This window comes from Candidatus Ancaeobacter aquaticus (assembly GCA_030765405.1).
In the GTDB taxonomy this organism is placed as follows: Bacteria; Auribacterota; Ancaeobacteria; order Ancaeobacterales; family Ancaeobacteraceae; genus Ancaeobacter; species Ancaeobacter aquaticus.
This window is the reverse complement of record JAVCCP010000049.1, coordinates 1-23,788: the sequence shown is the minus strand read 5'-3', so window position 1 is coordinate 23,788 and position 23,788 is coordinate 1. Positions and strand designations below refer to the sequence as shown.

Here is a 23,788-nt window from a genome sequence, read left to right as displayed (position 1 = left end):
GATGACGCAATAAAGAAATGAGTTTTCTTACACAAAAGGGCTTGTCCATATTATTTCGTAACCCCCTTATGAATATACTCATAAATCACGCGAGCAAGATTCATATCTATTGAGGGCGCTTCAGCAATCTCGCAAGCTGTTTTACCTTTAAGTGCGTCAATTGAACCAAAGCGCGACAACAGATTACGTTTTCGCTTTTCGCCAACACCGGAAATATCATCAAGTATTGATTCTTTGATACGTTTGCGGCGCAACTTCCTATGATACTGAAGGGCAAATCTATGTGCCTCATCACGCACGTGCTGTACTAAAAGGAGTGATGAAGAACCTCTTTCCAAACAAATTGGTGTTTTTCTCTTTGGAACGAATATTTCCTCGTTTCGTTTTGCAATACTCATAAATAGAACAGGATTAATGCTGTGTTTCCTTGCTTCCTTCAAAGCAGCTTGCAAATGTCCCTTGCCCCCATCGATAAATACAAAATCCGGCATATCTTTTTTATCATCTTGAGCTATTGCATAACGTCTTCTTACCACCTCTCGAATCATGCTATAATCATCAATTCCTTCAACTTCTCTAATTTGATATCGCCTATACCCTTTCTTGTACGGACGTCCTTGCTTAAATACAACCACTGAACCAACAGCGCATACACCAGTGATGTTTGAAATGTCTATTGCCTCAATAGTGTTTGGGGAATATGGTAATTCTAATTTTTCTTGTAACTCCTCTACCCCCTGTGCCAAATGAGACGCCATTCTTTTATATATATTAATATTTCGTGCATGCGCTTTAATCGTACCTGTCAATGCACGGATCGTGTCACGCACTTGTGCCGCACGTTCGTACTCACGCCTTTGAGATGCTTTTTTCATCTCGTGCTCTAAACTATGCAAAAGTTTTTTTGTCGCGCCTGACAAAAGCAATATGGCATTTTTGATATGAGCTCTATAATCATCCTCAGAAACAGCATCTATGCAGGGCTTTAAGCAGGCATCAATTTTACAATATAGGCAATGTTTCGCATGCGCTTTTTTTAAGGTAACATACCTACAGCGTCGTAATTTAAAAAGAGTATAGAGCAACTCGACTATTTTTCTCACCCCGCCGGAATCAGTAAAAGGCCCGAAGTATCGTGCCCCATCATCTTTTTTAAACCTGACTATTGAGATCCGCGGATATTGTTCCTGTACGGATACACGTATCATTGGATAGCGCTTATCATCTCTCAAAGCAATATTATACTTTGGTAAGTATTCACGTATGTGCCGTGCTTCAAGGATTAGCGCCTCCTCTTCACTTTTCACCAAAATGCACTCAAAATCAACGATTTCTTTAACCAATGACCTCGTTTTAGTATCTAACCGTGCTATATTCTTAAAATACGAGCGTACCCTCTTTCTAAGGGAAAGGGCTTTACCAATATATAAAATCTCCCCGTGCTTGCCCCGCATAAAGTATATACCCGGAGAATCAGGAACCTTTTTTAGCTTGTCTTTTATGTTTTCCTTGATAAAATGACTTGACATATAGTCTTCTCTTTGTTATTTTTCATATTCTTATAACGTATAAATATAGTATAACATGGAGGATATGAATGCCACAGCAGAAATCAGCATTAAAACGATTACGGCAATCAAAAATACGTCACGTACGAAACACAGCAGTGAAGAGCTCGCTCAAAACTATTGTTAATACATTCTTAGGCCTTATCGAGGATAACAAGATTGAGGAAGCACAAGCCTATTTGCCAAAAATTACAAGTGCATTTGATAAGGCATCGAAAAAAGGAGTTATTCACGATAATACTGCGGCTCGTAAAAAATCAAGAGTAGTGAAAAAACTCAACAAAGCGGTTAAAAAGTAGTTTATATTACATTACATACATACTTAGGGCACCCCAATAAACTGGAGTGCCCTTTTTCATTTTAAACCATTAAATACTTTTCAACTCCTGTTAATGGCATGTGTCTTAATAACGGGATTTATCTACACAATGATAACATCAAAGACATGAGCGCCCCACGTTCATCGCTTAAACCACTTTTAAACGACATATCCGCATGTAACAACGCTTCAAATTGAGTAACCTTATTAGATTTCTTGTATTGTTTCGTGTTCTCAATAAATCCGCCGGCATACCTGGGATGAACACGATAATGTGAGGCGATTTCCTTCTGATTACATCCAGAATCCATCATCTCACCGGCACCAAACAACCTCACAAGTTGCCACCGTAATAGGCCAATTATTTCAGGCGCCTGTTTACCTTCGTCTAACAATTTTATCAAGATCCGTATCGCATTTTTCTTATCTTTGTTCCCTATCGCATTGGTAAGCTCAAAAACATCTTCCGTTTTCATTGAAACACCAAGCGCCTCCACATCAGATCTGACTATTTTCTTTCTTTCTCCTGCATAAATCATTATCTTATCTACTTCAGACACTAAATCTTCGAGCATCATACCTACGTTGTCTAGTAAAAGATCAAGGGCATCACTATCCATATAGCGGTCATTTTTTTTCACATACCCTGACAACCATTCTTTCGCCTGATTGGGATACAGTGTATTACAGACAATAAGAATGTTTTTCTTTTCAAGCTCTTTACATATTTTTGTTCTTTTATCAACGTTTTTAACACACAACACTATACAGGCGTACGGAGATGGTTCTTTGAGATATGCTATGAGATCATCAACTTCTTTCAATATTGAATCGGCTTCTTCTACATAGATAAGTTTCTTCTCGCCAAAAAATGGCATCATAGATGCATTGTCAACGATAGTTGAAAATTTCGTTTCTTTACCATTATATTTTTCATAAGATAAATCATCGGTAACTACATGCTTTTTTAGGTATAGAAACGCATCATTCTTGAGAAGTGTCTCTGGGCCGGAAAGGACGTAGAGTGACGAAATGGTCTGTGCTTTAACTTGCTTTTTAAGTCCTACTGCATCCATAATAATTGAGGGTTTTTACTGCATAAAGTACATGGAATCGATTAAAATAAAACAATCACCAACCACCATCAGAAATTTTTTCTGTGATATCTCGCGCTAAATCTTCTGTAACAGCGGGCCAGGAAGCTCTTTCAGACTCAAGTTGGTATGCCCCACGAGCATAATTTGCTTCTCCATATGCATCACTAGCAGTCCATATAACCTTTCCTGTCTTAGCATCCTTCAAAGTCAGCCGAGCAGTAATCGTTATCCTGAATTCTCCCGGCACATCAGCTCTATCAAACACATTCGCATCACGCCTGTATTCAATGATTTCACCATCTAATATATAGTCAGCCTGATCTTTACCGACGATCTTATAGCTGCCATCCACCAATAACCTGTTTATAACTGCTTCAGTAACTAACCCTTCGATACCATATGTATTGGTATTATTTTTAAATATAGGTATATGGAGATTATCTTTATCTCCAACCTTGATTGATCCAAGCTGATAACCACAGCCAACAATGCTCATCACACATAAAAAACATATTGCATAGAGTGAAAATCTTTTTTTCATTGTTTTAACTCAATCGTTATTGCATTCTCATTGCTTGAAACTTTGTACTTAATATTATCGTCAAAATCAAGAACAATTGCATTTACCTGCCAGCCGACATGTCCTTCTTCTTTTGTCCGATAATGACTTCTAACAGTTTTAACGCCTGCCGCATCTACGGTAATAACACTATCAAGACTTGAATATGTCGGTGATTTCATTGCTATCATCAAACGAGTAGGATTTTCAAGACGATAAGAGACAAAATCAATCGCTTTGTTTGTTGCAAATACCATCTTTTTACCCTTATCAGATTCAACTAATTTCAAGTCTGATATTTGAGCAAGATCAAACTCTATCGGTATTTCGGCAGGTACTTCTTCATCAAATGCCGCTTCATCAACTTCTTCTTCATAATCATCTGACATCAGAGGTGCAATACTATCATCAACTTTAGATATACGTGATGCCGGAGAGGCACCCGTACGAGCATCTCTCGCTTCCAGAACATCCTCTACGGAAATAGATTCACCATCGGAAATCTTCTGTGCGGCATCTTTGACCACACTCGGTATATCATCTTTTTCGACTACAACTTCATCAAATTCTTCCTGCAGAGAAACAGCAGTATCTTTAGCTGGTATAGAGGATTCATCAAAATCTTCAGATCTAATAGGTTCATTGCTCATCAGTTCCGCTTCAATTTCCTCATCACTAGGGATATACTCAGATTCTTCTGAATCAACAGATGCCTGAGCAATTTCCGTCCCTGCTTTTTTAGGTAGCAAATAGCCTGAATCTTCATATGAAGTCATCGTTTGGGTCGGCTCTTGTGATATTTGGTCTTCTTCTTCAGAAGCTCCCAGTTCCCGCATCGTTAACGCTCCGTCACGACCTGTTATCCCTACATTTGGAACCTCTTCTTCTTTTTCAGTCTCGGCTGGAGGTGTCTTTTTCCAGATTTCCCAAAATTGTTTTTTCTGTTGTTTCTTTTTCTTTGCAACAACAACCGGTTCTACATCTTTCGAAGCTGCCGCATCGGATTTTTTCCAAAACTCCCAGAACTGTTTCTTCCCTTTAGCCACTGCAACAGGTTTAACCTTTTTCGCATCCTCTTTTTGCTCTACGGCAACAGCTTTTTCGGATTTTTTCCAGAATTCCCAGAACTTCTTTTTTTGAGCCGCTTGTTTTTTCTTGAAAGGATCTTTTTCCAAGGCTCTTTCTTCATATTCTTCTTCTGGTTTTTGTACAAGTTTCTTTATAAATGGGATAGACGCAAGAAAGCTTTTCTTCCCACCTGTTCCTATTGGATTGGCTATTATATGATCAATACGGTTTTCTGCCTCTTGTGCGAGTTTTGTGCCCGGGTAATCATTGATCACATCTTGGTAATAAATAATTGCACCTTCTTCACACTTATCTCTTTCATAATATTTAGCGACTTCAAATGATTTTTTCGCTTTTCTCTCCAAAAGCAAATCTAAGTTTTTCCGTACAGCACCCGCTTTTTTACTGCGCGAGAATTTCTTTAAAAATCTTTTCATCGAAGTGATCGAAATATTCGTACCCGTTTGATCATATTTAGCATCCAAAGACCTCTCATACCCGCATATACCGATATAATACTCTGACATCATTACGAGCTTCGACTCAGGATAATTTACCACGACTTTATTATATGCAGGAATGGCTTCTGAATAACGTTTAATTTTTCTGTACGCCTCACCAATATTAAACTGCGCTCGCGGAGCAAAAGAACTATATGGTGCTTTACGGACAATATGATCGAATATCTCAACTGATTTATCCATAGCAGGAAGCATCTTTATACCCATTACTTTTGCTTTTTCTCCCGAAAGAAATAGATTTCCCAGAGCATATTCACGCTCAATGATCTCCAAAAATCTTTTATAGGAAGGATAATTATTTATCACTTTTTCGTATTCTTTAAACGCCTTATAATAACTACTGTCAGCCTCTTTATAGAGACCTATAATGTATTGCGCTTCAGGAGAATAGACTGATGTTGGATAGAGTTTAACAAGTCTAGCATATTCACGGAGTGCTTGCTTAATACTCCCCTCTTCTTCAAGCTGACGAGCCTTCTCATACCGAACACGTGCGGAACGTTTCTCAATATCTCTTTCACTTATCCATTTACCGCTTTCAGGGGTCCATAACCAATCGCGGGCATAAAGATCGCTCCCGCTACTGATTACTATAAAACAAGCCAAAATAACATATCTTAATTTCATGAATATACCTTAATATACCTTTTTACATTTTATTACAACCATACATCGATTATTAGAAACGTAACTCTATACCTTATCTATACGACTGTCAATAGCATAATAATTCTGAGCACAATATTCGTATAGACACCTGCAAGAACGTCATCCATAACCACACCCACTCCACCTGGCAGCTGTTCAAGCTTTCTTATTGGGTACGGTTTCAGGATATCAAATACCCTATTCACAAAGAACCCGATTATCATTATTATGACACTGTAATGAGGTAGCCACATCATTGCTACAAGATACCCAATAACCTCATCAATAACGATCTTATGAGAATCTTTTTCTCTATATATATGCTCTGCCTCGTTAGAAACATACATTCCAAGCATGATCAAGGAAAAGGTAAATATGGTGTAGCTGAGTGGATAATCGCGTAAATAATAAACTATGAGAACACCGCCAAGTGTTCCGACTGTCCCAGACGCGATTGGTGAATACCCAAGGAAGAAGAAACTGGCAACAACTTTAATGCATATATCTTTATATTTTTTCATAACTGGCACACTGCTCACTACATAGAACTTAAATACGTTTTACGATTATCATATAAATAGACTATGCCGGAATATACCGTAACAAGCATCACGAAAAATGTTAACCAAAATGCAGCTTGGGCTATTCTCATATCTATTACCGGACCAGCTATGCTCCAATATTCCGAATAGAGCGATAAAAACTCTCTAATAGTAAGTAGAATCAAAATAAGGATAATGACCGAAAACTGAAATATTGTTTTAGTTTTCCCCAATGTGTCTGCAGCCAATACCTCTCCCTTTGAAAGCGCCAGCATTCTTAACCCCGTAACAACGAGTTCACGACTAATTATTATGATAACGATCCATGCCGCAAGATGTGTTGTAGGCATTGCAATAAATGAAATAAAAGCGATAGATACCAGGATCTTGTCTGCAACAGGATCTAAAAGCTTTCCATAATCGCTTTCCAATTTCATTTTACGAGCTAAAACACCATCATACATATCGGTAAAACTCGCGAGGCTAAAAAAGAATAAGGCCAAACATTTAGAAAAGGGAAAATCAACCAATAAGGAAACCATAAAGAAAAATGCTAAAACCACTCGTAATGTCGTCAGTTTATTAGGTAAATTCATATTTACACACCTGTTATAGTTATATTAAAAAAATAAATTATACATATATCACAGTATTATGACCACAAAATTTAATATGCATATATGATTATTCAACTATTCCAATTTTCTTACTTCTTGCTTTTACCTTTAATCTTTAGTCTGTGGTCTCTGGTCTGTTGTCTATTGTCTGGTTTTACTTTTACCTTTTTACTTATCATTGTTCCCTCAATATCATATTCACTCGCGCTTTTAACGTGCATATCAACAAAACTACCTGGCGTTATATTTTTACCTTTAACGTGGACTAAACAATCAACATCAAGAGCATCAGCTTGAGTTCTACCAAAATACTTTCCCTTTCCTTCTAGCCCATCAACAAGTACCGGCACCACTGTATTAATAAGTTGTTTATTTTTTTCCTTTGAGATCACCTGCTGCATACTCATTATTGCATGTAAGCGAATTTCTTTTATTTCGCGACTAACTTGATCCGGCATTGTGTAAGCAGATGTTCCCTTCTCTCTCGAATAGGTAAACGCGCCAAGTCTTTCAAAACGTATATCCTTAACACAATCTAGAAGATTCATAAACTGTCTGTCCGTTTCGCCAGGAAATCCGACAATGACTGATGTCCGAAGCGTAACATGAGGTATGGCATTTCTCACTGAATCAATTAATGTATATATATCTCTTGAACTGACTCTTCGGCCCATAGCCTTTAAAATAGCGTCATCTATATGCTGAATTGGGAGATCAACGTATTTACATACCTGAGGGATATCACGAATAACATTCACTAGCTCTTTAGTAAAATGCGCCGGATGCGTATACAGTACACGTATCCAACATATCTGTGTGCGTGTGGCAAGTGCCTCAAGAAGTTCCGGCAACATGTGTTTTCCGTAAGTGTCTTTTCCATAGCACGTGGTGTCTTGCGCAATGAGACTTACTTCAACGACACCATGATCAGCAAGTATTTTGACTTCTTCAACGATCGAGTCAATAGTTCTGCTCCGATACGCCCCGCGTATACTCGGTATGAGACAATACGTACAGTTATTAGCACATCCTTCTGCTATTTTTACGTAAGCGGTATGTGGCGGTGTCGTACGAGCACGTGGTGTTGAATGATCATAGATATATGCAGGATTATCCTCAACAAGCACTTTGGGCATATGAAATGGTTTCTGCGTGACTATTGCATCAATAACTTCATGAATACGTGAAATATCTCCAGGTCCTAAAAATGCATGCACGCTATTAATTAACTCTGAAAACTGATTCTTTTGCCTATCTTTTTTTTCAATTGCGTCTGACAATTCTTTTTTGTAAAGCTTAGAAAAGCAGCCAGTCACTACGATAATCTTTCCGGCAGTGTAAAAATGCTTCATGGAAAGAATAGTCTCTCGTGACTCTTCCTGAGCACTTTCAATAAAACTACACGTATTGACAATAATAATATCTGATGAATGTAAATCACTTGTTAAGGTATATCCAGCCTGAGCTAAGAGGCCCAACATAACCTCGCTATCAACAAGATTTTTTGAACACCCTAAACTAACCATACTGACTGCATACATACATCGACTCGCTTACATTATAATATTATTGATAAGTATAACGAAAAGGAGAATGAGTCTTATGGCGTGAAAAGAATTTCTCCTGCATAAACACGTACACACTACTATAATTATCTTTTTTGCGCGTTGTCTTTTAGTTGCTTTAATAATTCATGATCGATTAATATGCTCTTTACTTGCCCGGTATTACCCTGCACACCAAGAAAAACATCGTTCAAAGTCAGACTAATTCCCCCGGCATTACCCATCCTAACTTCTATACTTTTTTTTGCTTTCCACGTTTCTTTTTCACCGTTTTTTAAAGTATCTTCAAAAACGAGCTGTCCATCAATCTTTATACGTAACCAAACATCCTGAGAGATCTCAGCGGTAAGGTGCAGCTCTTGTTCGCGTTTAGGCACTGCCTCCGCAGGATGAGATGGAACATTTATTTGTGCAACTCCACTGACTGCAGGAGCAACTAGACGCTCATTCTTTACTTCTCCAATAATGTTTTGGGATGTTTGTTTTTTTAGCATTGGTAAGATAAGGTCTGATTTTTGTTTTGTCATTTCTTTAGCAGGCTGTCGAGGTCTATCACTCGCTACTGTCATTATTTTTTTTACAACAAAAAAACTGATCGTGCCAATAAGAATACAAAGCACAACACTCACAACAAAGATAAATTTACGCATATCGAATTCCATAGTAGGAAACTTATCAAGCATGGATTCACTCCACGTCTTCTCAGTATCTTTGACCTTACCGGGCGTCACAAAATAACGCTCAATATTATTTTGAAAAAGATCCGCATAATCGGACATTATTTGCTTGGTATCTAACCCTAAATATTTACTATAGAGTTTGATAAACCCTTTGAGATACGTAGGGCTCGCGACAGCTTCATAATCACCTGACTCAATTGATACAAGGATCTTCACCCTAATCTTTGTATGTTTTGATACATCTTCTATGTTGATCCCTTTTTCTTCACGGGTACGTTTCAGCAAATCATGTAAATTTTCCATAGCATTTATCCTATGTACACGAATATTTAGTGTTACAGATCAGACTCAACCATCTGGCCACTTTTAACATCATCATCTTCAAACTGATCCTGTGATTTTATCAGGATATCTCTACCTTTACTACCCTTAGGAGGCCCAACTATACCGCAATCCTCCATCATATCTATAAGACGCGCTGCACGTGCATAACCAATACGCAATTTCCTCTGTAAAACCGATGCAGAAGCCTGTTTAGTGCTCAACACAACTTCCACCGCATCATCATATATTTCGTCTTCTGGGTCATTCTCTGATGACATCGCTGTTCGTTTTCTTTCTTGTTGTATAATATCTTGATCAAATTCTGCCTGCGCCTGCTCAGTAATAAAGGAAATGACCCCGTTTATCTCTTTATCTGAAACAAATGCCCCTTGTGCGCGCACAAGCTTACTGGTACCGGGCGGCAAAAACAACAGATCACCTTTCCCAAGGAGCTTATCAGCGCCGTTGGCGTCTAAAATTGTTCGTGAATCAATTTTTGATGCAACCTGGAACGAGATACGTGCCGGAAAATTCGCTTTAATAACACCGGTGATAACGTTCACAGACGGCCTTTGAGTCGCAAGAATAACATGTATTCCAACAGCTCGAGAAAGCTGTGCTAGACGGGTAATAGCATTTTCTATATCAGCAGGAGCGATCATCATTAAATCATTTAATTCATCAATCACTATTACAATATACGGAATGGTTTTTGGTATAGCTTCACCGTTTTCGCCCACCCTTAAAACGTCTTTATCGGGCCTCGTGTTATAACCGTGAATATTTCTCACGCCGATATTCGCGAACAACTGGTACCTCTCTTCCATCTCTTTTACAGCCCAGTTTAATGCGTAGGTCGCTTTCTTTGGATCAGTGACAACAGGAGTTACTAGATGAGGTATGTTTTTATACGGTAACAACTCAACCTTTTTAGGATCAATCATAATAAGTTTTACTTCGTCAGGAGTCATGGTATACAAAATACTCAATATAATCGTATTCATACATACTGTTTTTCCTGAACCAGTGGTTCCCGCAATTAAGAGATGGGGCATCTCTGTAAGATCGGTAATAAGTGCTTGTCCAGACACATCCTTTCCTAATAGGAGCGGTAATTTTGCACGAGACTCTTTAAACATATCACTCATCAATATGTCTTTAAGGTATACTGCAGAGCTCTTAAGATTAGGGACCTCTATCCCGACAACACTTTTTCCTGGTATGGGCGCAACAATACGAATACTTGCCGCTTTCAAAGCAAGAGCAATATCATCTGAGAGCACGGTAATTCTATTAACCTTAACACCGGGTGCAGGCTGCACCTCATAGGTGGTAATAACAGGGCCTCTGTGTACTTCTACAACAACTACTTCTATCCCAAAATCTTTGAGGGTGTTCTCTAAAATTGCAGAGTTATTTTCCAGATCATCTTTCATATCATCTGCACCAATAAACGGTGCATCATTCAAGAGATCAAGTGGCGGCAATTGATAGTCGTCATTAGAATCACTACGGGAGAAACCAGATGAAGAAGCCCCTTCAAAGCGTGATTTCTTTTCTTTTTTAATAGACGGTATTTTAGGAGTGCTATCCCTTTTAAACTTTTCTTGTATATTCGTCAGCATGTTCCCCTTACCGCTTTCAGCGTCAACGCGTTGTTCTTTTTTTTCTTTCCGAGTCATTTGCCCTTGATATATTTCAACGCGCGGCTTGTCCTTTCTTAGTAAGGATCCGCGTCCTTTTTCCTCGCGTTCAAGCCTATTTCTTCTCATCTCTACATTTCTTTTATTTCTTCGTTCATCGACAAACGCCATAAATCGCACATACATATCCTTTAGTCCTATAGCAAGCTCTACAATACTAATATTGAGGTATAACAAAAATGAAGCAACGAATAACGGGATCAAAATAATGAGAGCACCCTGCTCGCCAATAAACTTCACAAAGATTTCTTTTGCAATACGGTACCCAAACAACCCCCCGGCACCAACAATATTAATCTTCGTTTGCAAGGGTTCTAAAAAAGAAAAAGTCATCATGCCAAAAAATGATGAGAGAATCATGACCATACACAGAAGTCCGAGCACACTTTTTCCAACATGTATCCGTGTCCTCAATCCCCTCAGAGAGATGATAAGAGTAAAAATAGGGATGCTGTATGCGGCAAGTCCAAATGCAAAAAAAAGCACAAAACTGAGAAACGCTCCAATAAGACCAGTATAATTTTTTACCGGCACATTTGGGGTTGTCGTTACAAAGGGAATATCTTGGGTATTAAAAGAAAGAAAAGACAATGCAATAAATATAGAAATTACGAAGAATATTGCACTCCACACATAACTTCTATCAATTTTAACCTCATCGCTTTGTATTGCCATACGATAATTCTTATTTTGAGGGTTGAGAAGTAATACTATGTCCCCTCGAAAGTTTAATACAAACAATCAAGGGGACAATATAAAACACATACGACTCTTATTCGTCTTTTTTTGCTTCCTCAGGTTCCATGCACGCTTTTCTGCTCAGACTTAATCTGCCGCGGTCATCGATTTCCATTGCTTTAACGGTCACTTCATCGCCAACATTAACCTCATCTTCAACTTTATTTACTCGATGATGAGCAAGTTTAGAGATATGAACAAGACCTTCTTTACCTGGAAGCACTTCAACAAATGCGCCGAAAGCAGTCACATTTTTAACAGTACCGGTATACACTTTGCCAACTTCAACATCTGCAGTACACATTTGGACTGCTGCAATTGCTTTTTCAGCAGCTTCTTTTTGATTCGTAGAAATTGATACGATACCTTCATCATTAATATTGATTTCAGCACCTGTTTCTTCAATGATTTTCTTAATATTTTTACCGCCAGGTCCGATCAATGTACCAATCTTTTCTTTATCGATCCTGAGCGTTGTAATACGCGGAGCATACTCTGAGAGATCTGAACGCGGCGAAGCAAGAGCGCTCGTCATCTTCCCGAGGATATGCATTCTACCTTCTTTTGCTTGCGCTAAGGCTTCTTGCATAATCTGCTCATTAATACCTTCTATCTTGATATCCATCTGGAATCCTGTGATACCTTTTTCAGTCCCAGCAACTTTAAAGTCCATATCGCCAGCACCATCTTCAGATCCCAATATGTCTGAGAGAACAACAGTCTTATTCTCACCGGTCACGAGCCCCATAGCGATCCCGGCAACAGGAGCCTTAATAGGAACACCGGCATCCATAAGAGATAAACATCCTCCACATACGGTTGCCATTGAAGAAGAACCATTTGACTCAAGAATATCTGAAACGATTTTTACCGTATACGGAAAATCTTCAGCTGACGGCATCACCTCTAAAAGCGATTTTTCAGCAAGCACACCGTGACCGATCTCGCGTCTTCCTACGCCTCTGTTTGGTCTTGCCTCACCAACACTGAAGGAAGGGAAATTATAATGGAGCATAAAACTTTTTGAGAACTCACCCATAAGTCCATCAGATTTCTGTGCATCTTTCGAAGAACCGAGGGTTGTTGACGCAAGAGCCTGAGTTTCACCTCTGGTAAATAGCGCAGAACCATGAGCTCTAGGCAAAAGACCGATAAGACACGATATATCTCTTATATCTTTTGGTGAACGACCGTCGCCTCTTTTCCCTTCGTTGAGAATATTTTCTCTCACCAAATGTTTTTCGAGTTCACGGAAAGCCGATTTTACAGATCCTTCATCGATCTCGGGATCTTTTTCAACAAAAAGAGCAACAGCCGCTTCTTTGATAACTTTCATGGCGTCCATTCTCTTCCCTTTTTCCATGATATCCAATGCAGCAAGAGTGTCTTTGGTGTACGTACTTTCTAACGTAGCATAAATTTCTTTATCAACAGTAAAAAGTTCAGGCTCTCTCTTTGCCCTGCCGCATTTTTCTTGCAATTCTTTTTGTATGGCTACAACAGCCTTGATCTCTTCATGACCAGTCATTACCGCTTTGAGCATCACCTCTTCAGAAAGTTCCTTTGAGCTTCCCTCAACCATCATAACGGCTTTCTCTGTCCCTGCAATAACCAAGTCCAGATCACTTGTAAGAAGCTGCTCAGGTGTTGGATTAATGACATACTCTCCATCGATCATACCAACGCGTACAGCACCTATTGGTCCGAGAAACGGAATATCTGAAACCGTAAGAGCGGCACTTGCCCCGATCAGCGCAAGCATATCAGGATCATTTTCCCCATCAGATGAAATAACCGAAATCATTATTTGTACTTCATAGAGATATCCTTTTGGGAAAAGGGGCCTGATCGGTCTATCAGTAAGACGTGCAGTTAAAATTTCCTTTTCAGTAGGTCTTCCTTCTCTTTTGAGGTATCCGCCCGGAAACTTTCCTGCAGCAGAAGTTTTTTCCCTATAATCAACGGTAAGCGGGAAAAAATCGAGACCCTCTTTTAACTTTTCAGGAGACACCACTGTCGCAAGAATCATTGTATCTCCGTATCTTACAGTAACAGCACCGTCTGCCTGTTTAGCCATAAGACCTGTTTCAATTTGTAATGTACGTCCATTTAACTCACATTCAACGCGTGAAATCATTCATATCCTCCAGATATTATTTCCTCAGTTTCAATTTCTTAATTAGATCCTGATATCGTTTGTTTTCAGTTCTGCTTAGATAATCTAGCAATTTTCTTCTTTGAGCTACCAACCGCAAAAGTCCTCTTCTTGAGCTATGATCCTTTTTGTTCACTTCAAGATGCTTAGAAAGCATATTTATGCGTTCAGTTAAGAGCGCAATTTGAACATCTGAAGAACCGGTATCTTTTTCATGTAATTTATGCTTCGATACAATTTCCTCTTTACCTTTCTTCTCTAACATAACTCACCTTTCCTTTCCATTTTAAGTTAACATTATACGCTTACATACAAAGATTACCGTCGGTGAGTCGGTAAACCTTGTAAGAGCATCGAAATATATTATCACCTATCTCAATACTAATCAAGCATTTAATCCAATTTTGCGGTAAAAAACAGTAACAAAGACAAAATGCTATCTATGTCACTATATACAAAAGAGTTACACGTATTATTAGGCTAAAAAGTGATCTTTCGCCTATTGTTTTAAAAAAATTGTTAAAAGTATGGGTATAGTAATAGCACTTAAAAGAGTTGTAAAAAACACCGCTTTTGCCGCAAATATTGTATCTCCACCAAATTGTTTCATAAATAACGGGGTACTAGAAGCAGAAGGCATCACCGCTACAATTATAGCAATATTCCTGTACATCTCAGGTATCGGCAAATACAACAATATGATGATAACGAAAATGGGAACGACAACTATACGGGATACAATAATCCATATAAGTTTCTTATCAAACAATGCCCCATCACGAAATTCAATCTCAGCTAATGTTGAGCCTATAACCAGCATTATAAGTGGTATTACACCCTTTCCAAGTGTATCGCACGCCTCGAGCAAGAAAGCCGGCACAAAAGATTGCGCATTAAGCAAAACTATACCGATACTGAGCATGAGCGATATAAACGGCGGATTAACAAGTGATTTTAAAGTTTTCGGGGAGAATTTCCCTCCTTTTAAAAGCCACATGCCTACTGTCCAGAAAACAATTTCGCAGCCCAAGTTATGTAAAAAGAGTAACGCCACACCGCTCTCACCAAAAAGCATGTAAACGAGCGGCAAGGTAATAAAACCATAATTATTTATAAGCATAAGAAATATTACGGTATTTTTTTTAACCGGATCATTCTCTTTAAAAAAACGGACAAGTATCCAGCCAAGCAAACCACCACTTAAAAAAGTCATTACACCTAATAGAGGCAGAATATAACCGGATAAGATCGCTTCTCTATTAAACTGTGTGATTATCGCTGAAAAAATCAGAGCCGGAAGCATAATGTAAATAACGACCCTGCTCAAACTCTGCAAAGCTTCTCTTGATACAAATTTCTTTTTATCAAGAACAAATCCAACCGCAATGAGTAAAAAAACAATAAAGATTTTTGAAAGCGTTACTGTAAACATGATATCCTTTTTTTACAACACTATTATGCCATTGACTTTTTTGCGGTTTTTTCTTATAATTTCAGTATGTTTTTATTCATAAGACTCGTGTTAGCACATTTTATTGCTGATTTTCCTTTGCAGACAAATTATATATACAGTCTAAAAATAAAAGGACATTGGGGTCTTTTTGTCCATTCATTCATGATATTTATAGTTGCAGTGCTTTTTGCCGTACCTTTCCTACATCTGTGGTCTGTCTGGGTTCTCTTAATAACAATCGCGGTATTACATTATATTATCGATTGGTCTAAAACAGTATTAAATAAATATATTACCAAAAAAAATATCTTTACAGGTTTTATAGCCGACCAAGTTGTACACTTATCAATCTATTTGCTCTGTTTTATGATCCCCCTAAATGGTACCGATCCATACATTACTACCCCTTATTTCTGGGCAATTTTTTATAACAATGATGTCTATATTATCTACGCAATATTTTTTGTCGTTGCGGCTTTTGCCTCAACATACCTGATCGATACAGCAAAATTATCGTTTTTTCCTAACTTTGCTCCAGGGACAGCGTTGCAATCATTAGAACTATACGAAATGTGTGAACGATGCATTATTTTTAATGCGGTATTCCTCGCTGGCCCATACCTTTTACTTATTCCTCTTGCCCTTATACCGCGTTTTTTAATCGCTCATTTCACAAAGAAAAAAGACCTTTCACAGAGTTACACAGTAACAGGAATTCAAATTGGCTTGAATGCTGCTCTTCCCCTAGTCTGTGGCATCGTGCTACAATTCATACTCTAACCGATCAATCCATCCTCTAACACGCGGATCTTTACCACCAAACTGGATATATTTCTTATACGAAAAAAGAGCTTCACGAAGAGCGTCACCTTTATTGTCAAAAATAATCCCCATGAGTAAATAGGTATCAGCAGTGTTGGGATCACGATCTAACATTTCCTGTACTTCTTCAAGCGCCTCATCATACTTACCTTGCAAACGCAATGCATCAGCACAATGATAACGAGCATTATTCATATCCGGATCAATAAAAAGCGCTTCATAAAATGCATCTTCAGCCACTTCATAATTTCCATTACCCAAATGTATAAGCCCAATATTGTAATAGAGTTCAGCATCACGCGGATATAATGCAACCGCTTTTTGATACTCGCGTAACGCGTTAACAGTATCACCTCTGTTTTGATACAACACCCCGAGATTAAAAAATGCTTCTGCAAAGAAAGGCTCTGCGAAGACCGCTTTTTCAAACAGCTCTTTGGCTTCTTTAGTTTTATACTGCGCTAAAAGATCAACAGCCTGATTGTAATACTGTAAGGCATCGGCATTATAATCGGAAAACCTGTTTTCCAACGCATACAGATTACTGCACATCAATAAAACAATACTCATTACAATTATATTTTTCATATTATTTACACTTTAACTATTTTATTATGATTATATCATCATATAACTTTTTCCTAAAGAATTTTAAATGATGTTACAATCCCATAGCAAATGACTACTTATCTGTCATTTAACACTTGCATCTCAGGCAAACATTTGGTAGATATTAGTCTAACAAGGAGGAAACAATGCAGTTAACAATGTTAAAATCAAAAATTCATCGAGCAAAAGTTACCGATTCACATTTAGACTATAATGGCAGTATCACGATCGATGAAGACTTAATGGAAAAAGCAAATATAATCGAACACGAAAAGGTCCTAGTCGCAAATCTTGCAAACGGCGAACGATTTGAAACGTATACTATTAAAGGGCTGCGAGGATCAAAAACAATATGCTTAAACGGCGCTACATCTCATTTAGGTAATATCGGTGACAGGATAATAATCATTACATTTGTTCAACTTACAGAAGAAGAGCTCAAATCATACCATCCCACAATAATCCGTATGAACGAGAATAATGACATTGTTGAATAAATCGGCATGGAATTTTTCTTAATATTCTAATCTGCGGAGAATGAGTAATCAGGTATTGGCACATCCACTTCAAGATTTTCAAAATACGCAGCCTGGATAAGTTTCATATCGGAGCCAAAATACTCAACGGTAACCGGAAGCATAAGGTTCTTATCTATCAGAACATTAACGATTTCGTCCTTATTCTTAAGTGATATTTTTATTAATTCCTGTTTATTCTTTTTAACCATTCCCTCAAAAACAACTTTTGTTGTCGGAATAATATCCATGATTTGCTTTATGACTGTACCCATATCACTTTGATAGATCCTGTTCCCTGCGGAATCCTTCGCGATATTACCGTCAGGATTAATTGAAACCCATATAGGTAGCCAGTTTAATCTTACCTTAAGCTTATTATCAACGTAGACAGCTTCCTGCCCCTTGATATTCCATGGCTTAACCCACTGCATCCGTATACTCATGGGTTTTTGAAAAACATATTGAACAATGTCCTGATGACGATTTGCCTTATTATTATTATACGTATTATAAATACTAGTCACTTTACAGGTATAGGTATTTAACGATTCAAACCGTTGACTTGCATCATTGAGTATCTTAACAGGATCCATTCTCTCCTGGCTCTGAACAGTTTGACACATACTCGTCGTCGATAACAGGATACCGACAGCTAATGAAATGATACACTTGATAGTTTTCATAAAATAACTATAATATCCTTAGATATATTTTTGCAAGAAAAAAGATACCAAAACACATAAAATGTGTTTGTATGTAGCGCAAGGCTTTTCAGCCAGAGGACAGATCCGCCGTTGCTTTGTGGCGGAAGCCTTGCAAATAGCAGGGCTAACTATAAAGGCACTGACATGAAAGAAAAAACTCTTAAAAAGAAAAAAATCTATGCAGGCAAAGTATTCACGCTTGAAAGTCATACCATTAGCATATCTAAAACAAAGACAAGCGTACGTGATATTATAAAACACCCTGGTGCGGTTGCAATAATCCCTATCCTCCCGGACGGAAAAATTGTAATGGTAAAACAATACCGTAAAGCAGTCGAAAAGAATCTCTACGAAATACCTGCAGGAACACGTGAACCGGGCGAAAGACCCTTATCATGCGTAAAACGCGAACTACTTGAAGAAACAGGCTACGTCGCAAAAAAGATCTCTCCCCTACTACGCATGTACCCTGCGCCGGGATACACCTCTGAAGAGATACATATCTACGCAGCACATCAGCTAACTCTGAAAGAGGCATGCCCTGAAGAAGATGAATCAATAGAAGTAGAAGCATTCACACCAACAAAGCTCAAGAAAATGATTAAGGATGGTAAGATAAAAGACGGGAAAACAGTAGTTGGACTACTCTATCTTTTGAAATAAAGGGGTTTCACCCCTAATTTATTTTGGTTTATGCCTAATAATTAGGTGTGACCCCTTTTTCACTTTTATTATTTCGACTGGTGATATAATCATTTGTCCATTTGCAGGTTGTTTATGTATTTTTTTAACAACATCTAGACCCTCTATTACACGCCCAAATGCAGCAAAGCCCAAACCATCAGAATTTCTCTTACCTCTAAAGTCAAGCTCAGGTTGATTTCCAATACAGATAAAAAACTCTGAACTTGCTACTCCTGCTTTATTCCTTGCCATCGAGATAGTTCCATCTTTATGGAGGATTCCTGTTTCCTTAGTCGTTTCATGTTCAATCGGCGGTAACATAAGAGGACTATCCTCAAAGGCTATTCCGCCCTGAATCACTTCAATTTTTATATCATTTTCTGGTTGGTTATCCATCCTGACAACTCTATAAAAAGAAGCTGGTTTTAATCGCTGTTCATCAACATATCTCAAAAAATTGATGGTTGTAATTGGGGCATTTTGTAGATCTAATTCAAAAATGATATTTCCAAAATCTGTCTGCATTATAACTTTGGGATGAGTTTTGTAATCTAATGACCTTAGCTGAAAACAACCATTGCAAAATAAAATCACTATTAAAACCAATTGAAAAAGAATAAGATACGTTCGTTTTCTGCTCACTTCATATTCTCACAAATTATTTATTAAGTTCTAGCGGCATAACACTAATTTATACACCTAACAGGTAAGGTGAGCAGCAAACACCGCATTGTCTTGGTCTTTCATAGAATTAAAATACTCACAAGCGTCTTTTGTTTTCGCGCTAAAAAGTGTAATACCTTTTTCTTTCAAGAACTCTTCTGTTTCAGGAAGGACTTTCATGATTCCGAAAAAACCACGACCAACAACTATTGTTTTTGGATTGAACGTAAGAATACCTTTAAGATCATCTATCGAGAGTTCGTGACCGCTTTTACGCCACCATTTGGAATTAACTTCCCCGCGATAAGCTGTGATATCCGAAGTGTGGAACACACCATCTATTGATATATTTCCGAAAGAGTAGGAATCAATTTGCATGGGCTACTTCAAGAGTTCTTCCACTACCTTTTGTGCAGATAAAAGCGCTTCCTTCAATTTTGAAGGGTCTTTACCACCGGCACTAGCCATATCTTTTCTGCCACCACCGCCACCACCAACGACTTTAGCTACTTTTTTGACTATATCTGAAGCACTCAAACCTTTTTTGACAAGGTCTTGTGTGACACTGCATACCATTGATACTTTACCTTCACAGGTCGAGCCTAAGACAATAACACCGCTTTTAAGCTTGAGTTTTAAAGCATCTACTATGTCACGGAGCATATCCATAGAAGTATTATCTATTTCAGCGCCGAGAACTGACACGCCTTTAACATCAACAGCTTGTGAAAGCATATCATCGAATTTTCCTGCAATTTCTTTTTTGTTTAGTTGTTCTTTTTCTTTTAAAAGTGCCTTATTTTCTTCCTGCAATTTCTGTACCCTGCTCAAAAGATCATCAGCAGGAGATTTTAATAGTTGCGAGAGATCATCTATTACTGTTTCATTGTTTTTAATGTATGCTAACGCCTCTTTACCACAATACGCTTCGATTCTCCTGATGCCTGCGGCAACAGACGTCTCAACAACAATCTTAAAGATCCCTATATCTCCTGTACGGATAACGTGCATACCACCGCAAAGCTCTTTACTGACCTCTCCGATATTAACAACCCGCACCTTTTCGCCATATTTCTCATTAAAAAGCGCAATAACATCCATTTTTTTAACATCTTCAAGACTTTCAGAATGTATTGTTACCTTATGATTAACCATAATCTCTTCATTAACCAGTTCTTCTATTCGTTCAATTTCTCTTTTTGTAAGCGCTTTAACATGGGTAAAATCAAATCGTAATCGTTCAGGTTCGACAAGAGATCCTGCCTGTTTTACATGATTTCCCAAAACACGCCTCAAAACATTGTGAAGAATATGTGTCGCAGTATGATTACGTGCAGTTGCATTACGTTTGGATTCATCTACACAGATATGTACAGTCTCTCCTGCTTTTACCGTCCCTTTAAGCACCTTTGAAAGATGAATATAGACATCATCTCCAACCTTACGTGTATCCATTACTTCAGTACGCATCGCATCTGTCGTCATTTCCCCGATATCACCTACCTGTCCACCGCTTTCAGCATAAAATGGTGTTTTCTTCACAATAACTTCTACTTCGTCACCTACTTGCGCAGTTTCAATAACTTTACCCTCTTTAATGATCGTGGATATTTCTGTCTCACATGAAGTTTTATCATATCCAACAAATTCTGTTCGGCCATACTTATTACGTATTTCCTGATATAGCACGAGCTCATCTGCTTGTTTTGCACCCTTCCAATTTGACCGTGCGCGTTCACGTTGAGAGACCATGAGCTTTTCAAAACCTAATTCATCAACGGTATATTCTTCATCTCGTGCAATATCACGTATAATATCTATCGGAATACCGTAGGTGTCATAAAGCTTAAATACATCTTCACCTACAAGCACTTTTTTCTTTTCAGATTTAATCAAAATTTCGTCTAAAAGGGACATGCCGCTATCAAGTGTTAAATGAAATCGTTCTTCTTCGCTTTTGATGATGCTTGAGACATGCTCACGGCTTTTTTCAAGTTCAGGATATGCTTCTTTCATTATCGAAACAACAACCGGCACTAATTTATAGAGAAATGCTTCCATAATATCTAATTTTCTACCATAGCGTACTGCTCGGCGGAGGATTCTGCGCATAACATATCCTCGGCCCTCATTTGCAGGAAGAATATTTTCTGATAACGCAAATGTTAGCGCACGAATATGATCTGCGATTACGTGGTAAGCATATTTATTATCTTTTTCATATGGCTCAGATGTATGTGATCCAATATCTTTTATGATCGGTGCAAAAAGATCTGTCTCATAATTATTACTGACACCTTGTAAGAGTAATGCCAGACGTTCTAGTCCCATCCCTGTGTCGATACCTTTACGTTCAAGTGGAAGTAATTTGCCATCCTCTTCTTGATTAAATTGTGGGAATACGAGATTCCAAAACTCAATAAACCGTTCACAATCGCACCCAACAGCACAATCAGGACTGCCACAGCTTTTTTCTTTTCCTAAATCATAATAGATTTCAGATGAGGGTCCGCACGCACCGGTCGTCCCGGCAGGCCCCCAAAAATTATCCTTTTTACCCAGTCTCACCATATGGTCGGCAGGGATACCCATTTTTTTTGTCCAGATATCATACGCTTCATCATCATCTTTATAGACTGATATGTAGATTTTCTCTTTAGGCATTTTTAAGACATCTATCAAAAATTCCCACGCCCAGGCAATTGCTTCTTCCTTAAAATAATCTCCAAAAGAAAAATTACCCAACATTTCAAAAAATGTATGATGCCTTAATGTCTTTCCCACATTCTCAAGGTCGCTCCCCTTACCGCCAGCTCTCAGACATTTCTGTACTGTTGTCGCACGAGAAAAATCTAGTGGAGCACCCGAATAAAGCGCTTTAAACTGCACCATACCTGCAGTGGTAAAAAGTAATGACGGATCACTTGAAGGAATAAGTGCATCGCTTGGTTTGATGACATGTTTTTTTGATTTAAAAAAATCAAGGTATGTCTTACGTATTTTTACTGCTTCCATATGTATTCCGTTATTCGTGTATCGTATTAATTTTCTTCGTCATGTTTTGCTATGATTTCTTTAGTGATTGCCTCATACATTTTCTTATTTGTCCTCAGCTCAGTTTTTGCTTGTTCTCTTCCCTGCCCGATTCTTTCACCTTTGTAATAAAACCATGCACCTTTCTTATCAATAATATCAAAGGTAACACCCATATCGATAACACACCCTTCTTTCGAAATGCCTTCATTGTACATAACGTCAAATTCAGCTTTTCTAAACGGTGCCGCAACCTTGTTCTTTACAACATTTACACGAACACGTGAACCAACAACAGCATCATTGTTATCCTTAATTGAAGCTATTCTTCTTATATCAAGCCGTACTGAAGAATAAAATTTAAGAGCTCTTCCACCTGGCGTTGTTTCAGGGTTACCGAACATAACACCGATCTTCATGCGAAGTTGATTAATAAAAATACAGCTTGTCTTAGATTTATTAATTGATGAAGTCAAACGTCGAAGCGCTTGTGACATGAGTCGTGCCTGCATACCGATCTTAGTATCACCTATATCGCCTTCAATTTCAGCTTTTGGAACAAGTGCCGCTACTGAATCAACTACGATAACATCTACCGCATTTGATCTGACAAGTATCTCAGCGATGTTTAAGGCATCTTCACCTGAATCAGGCTGGCTGATCAAGAGATCCTCTAAATTAACACCTAGTTTGTGTGCATATGCCGGATCTATCGCGTGTTCTGCATCAATATATGCTGCTACACCACCCAATCTTTGTGCGCTGGCAACAACGTGCAGTGCTAACGTCGTCTTACCTGAAGATTCAGGGCCGAAGATTTCGACCACTCTTCCTCTTGGTATACCACCAACACCAAGAGCTATATCAAGTGGTAAAGCCCCTGTAGGGATAACCTGAATTTTTATTTTTGAATGTTCCTCACCGAGCCGCATAATTGAACCTTGCCCGTAATTCTTTTCAATTTGTGTAATAGCAATATCAAGTGCTTTAACTTTGCCAGCCTCATTTGTCGCCGCTTTGGCTCCTGTTTTCACTGCTTCAGCCATAATACATCCTCCTTTATTCATTATTTATGCCTTATGCAAAACGCATAAGTCTTTATATTTAAACAATTTATATAAATTGTTTTCTTGTAATTTCCTCCGTTTATGATATGCTGTAAACATGATAACCACAACACGTTACAACAAAAACGGAG

General features: G+C 38.2%; 22 protein-coding genes. 4 read left to right on the top strand and 18 right to left on the bottom strand.

Annotation, left to right across the window (positions count from 1 at the left end; genetic code table 11):
- Positions 1-50 precede the first annotated feature (50 nt).
- A complete protein-coding gene (locus P9M13_06205) occupies positions 51-1,529 on the bottom strand; it encodes an excinuclease ABC subunit UvrC (protein ID MDP8262875.1) in 1,479 nt (492 codons plus the stop codon).
- Positions 1,530-1,597: 68 nt separating this feature from the next.
- Between P9M13_06205 and rpsT the strand changes: the two genes are divergently transcribed.
- Positions 1,598-1,867, top strand: coding sequence for a 30S ribosomal protein S20 (gene rpsT / locus P9M13_06200; protein ID MDP8262874.1), 270 nt, complete (start codon positions 1,598-1,600; stop codon positions 1,865-1,867).
- A 118-nt stretch (positions 1,868-1,985) separates the two neighbouring features.
- On the opposite strand, the gene holA is transcribed toward rpsT, so the two are convergent.
- The 11 genes from holA to P9M13_06145 form a co-directional block, all read right to left on the bottom strand.
- Positions 1,986-2,963, bottom strand: a complete 978-nt coding sequence (gene holA, locus P9M13_06195) for a DNA polymerase III subunit delta (protein MDP8262873.1) — start codon at positions 2,961-2,963, stop codon at positions 1,986-1,988.
- A gap of 55 nt (positions 2,964-3,018) precedes the next feature.
- Positions 3,019-3,525, bottom strand: coding sequence for an LptE family protein (locus P9M13_06190; GenBank protein ID MDP8262872.1), 507 nt, complete (start codon positions 3,523-3,525; stop codon positions 3,019-3,021).
- A complete protein-coding gene (bamD, locus tag P9M13_06185) occupies positions 3,522-5,759 on the bottom strand; it encodes an outer membrane protein assembly factor BamD (GenBank protein ID MDP8262871.1) in 2,238 nt (745 codons plus the stop codon). Before bamD ends, P9M13_06190 begins: the two co-directional genes overlap by 4 nt.
- 77 nt (positions 5,760-5,836) lie before the next feature.
- Complete coding sequence (locus tag P9M13_06180) at positions 5,837-6,301, bottom strand: phosphatidylglycerophosphatase A (protein MDP8262870.1); 465 nt, start codon at positions 6,299-6,301, stop codon at positions 5,837-5,839.
- 17 nt (positions 6,302-6,318) lie between these two features.
- A complete protein-coding gene (gene pgsA / locus P9M13_06175; protein MDP8262869.1) occupies positions 6,319-6,918 on the bottom strand; it encodes a CDP-diacylglycerol--glycerol-3-phosphate 3-phosphatidyltransferase in 600 nt (199 codons plus the stop codon).
- A gap of 110 nt (positions 6,919-7,028) precedes the next feature.
- Entirely contained in the window at positions 7,029-8,480 is a 1,452-nt protein-coding gene (gene rimO / locus P9M13_06170) for a 30S ribosomal protein S12 methylthiotransferase RimO (protein MDP8262868.1), read from the bottom strand.
- A 110-nt stretch (positions 8,481-8,590) separates the two neighbouring features.
- The gene (locus tag P9M13_06165; GenBank protein MDP8262867.1) at positions 8,591-9,487 is read right to left on the bottom strand and encodes a DUF4115 domain-containing protein; all 897 of its coding nucleotides are present in this window, start codon (positions 9,485-9,487) and stop codon (positions 8,591-8,593) included.
- Between the two features lie 32 nt (positions 9,488-9,519).
- Positions 9,520-11,886, bottom strand: coding sequence for a DNA translocase FtsK (locus tag P9M13_06160; protein ID MDP8262866.1), 2,367 nt, complete (start codon positions 11,884-11,886; stop codon positions 9,520-9,522).
- Between the two features lie 97 nt (positions 11,887-11,983).
- Positions 11,984-14,086, bottom strand: coding sequence for a polyribonucleotide nucleotidyltransferase (gene pnp / locus P9M13_06155; GenBank protein ID MDP8262865.1), 2,103 nt, complete (start codon positions 14,084-14,086; stop codon positions 11,984-11,986).
- A 16-nt stretch (positions 14,087-14,102) separates the two neighbouring features.
- On the bottom strand, positions 14,103-14,369 hold the full coding sequence (gene rpsO / locus P9M13_06150; protein MDP8262864.1) for a 30S ribosomal protein S15: 267 nt from the start codon (positions 14,367-14,369) through the stop codon (positions 14,103-14,105).
- Between the two features lie 234 nt (positions 14,370-14,603).
- The gene (locus P9M13_06145; protein ID MDP8262863.1) at positions 14,604-15,536 is read right to left on the bottom strand and encodes an AEC family transporter; all 933 of its coding nucleotides are present in this window, start codon (positions 15,534-15,536) and stop codon (positions 14,604-14,606) included.
- A gap of 66 nt (positions 15,537-15,602) precedes the next feature.
- On the opposite strand from P9M13_06145, the gene P9M13_06140 reads away from it, so the two are divergent.
- Complete coding sequence (locus P9M13_06140; GenBank protein ID MDP8262862.1) at positions 15,603-16,337, top strand: DUF3307 domain-containing protein; 735 nt, start codon at positions 15,603-15,605, stop codon at positions 16,335-16,337.
- Here the strand turns inward: P9M13_06140 and P9M13_06135 are convergent.
- A complete protein-coding gene (locus P9M13_06135) occupies positions 16,320-16,967 on the bottom strand; it encodes a tetratricopeptide repeat protein (protein ID MDP8262861.1) in 648 nt (215 codons plus the stop codon). The two genes, P9M13_06140 and P9M13_06135, sit on opposite strands and share 18 nt — an antisense overlap.
- Before the next feature lie 167 nt (positions 16,968-17,134).
- Here P9M13_06135 and P9M13_06130 point away from each other — a divergent pair, with 167 nt between their 5' ends.
- Positions 17,135-17,485 carry an aspartate 1-decarboxylase gene (locus P9M13_06130; GenBank protein MDP8262860.1) on the top strand — a complete coding sequence of 117 codons (351 nt, stop codon included), beginning with the start codon at positions 17,135-17,137 and terminating at the stop codon, positions 17,483-17,485.
- Positions 17,486-17,511: 26 nt separating this feature from the next.
- Here P9M13_06130 and P9M13_06125 read toward each other — a convergent pair whose 3' ends face one another.
- Entirely contained in the window at positions 17,512-18,189 is a 678-nt protein-coding gene (locus P9M13_06125) for a DUF1571 domain-containing protein (GenBank protein ID MDP8262859.1), read from the bottom strand.
- Between the two features lie 165 nt (positions 18,190-18,354).
- Here P9M13_06125 and P9M13_06120 point away from each other — a divergent pair, with 165 nt between their 5' ends.
- The gene (locus tag P9M13_06120) at positions 18,355-18,873 is read left to right on the top strand and encodes an NUDIX hydrolase (protein MDP8262858.1); all 519 of its coding nucleotides are present in this window, start codon (positions 18,355-18,357) and stop codon (positions 18,871-18,873) included.
- Positions 18,874-18,891: 18 nt separating this feature from the next.
- Here P9M13_06120 and P9M13_06115 read toward each other — a convergent pair whose 3' ends face one another.
- Genes P9M13_06115 through recA form a run of 4 tightly spaced genes read right to left on the bottom strand, consistent with a single transcriptional unit; the run spans position 18,892 to position 23,636 of the window.
- Positions 18,892-19,536 carry a peptidylprolyl isomerase gene (locus P9M13_06115; protein ID MDP8262857.1) on the bottom strand — a complete coding sequence of 215 codons (645 nt, stop codon included), beginning with the start codon at positions 19,534-19,536 and terminating at the stop codon, positions 18,892-18,894.
- A gap of 57 nt (positions 19,537-19,593) precedes the next feature.
- A complete protein-coding gene (locus P9M13_06110; protein ID MDP8262856.1) occupies positions 19,594-19,935 on the bottom strand; it encodes an MTH938/NDUFAF3 family protein in 342 nt (113 codons plus the stop codon).
- 3 nt (positions 19,936-19,938) lie between these two features.
- The gene (gene alaS, locus P9M13_06105; GenBank protein ID MDP8262855.1) at positions 19,939-22,572 is read right to left on the bottom strand and encodes an alanine--tRNA ligase; all 2,634 of its coding nucleotides are present in this window, start codon (positions 22,570-22,572) and stop codon (positions 19,939-19,941) included.
- Positions 22,573-22,598: 26 nt separating this feature from the next.
- The gene (gene recA / locus P9M13_06100; protein MDP8262854.1) at positions 22,599-23,636 is read right to left on the bottom strand and encodes a recombinase RecA; all 1,038 of its coding nucleotides are present in this window, start codon (positions 23,634-23,636) and stop codon (positions 22,599-22,601) included.
- Positions 23,637-23,788 lie beyond the last annotated feature (152 nt).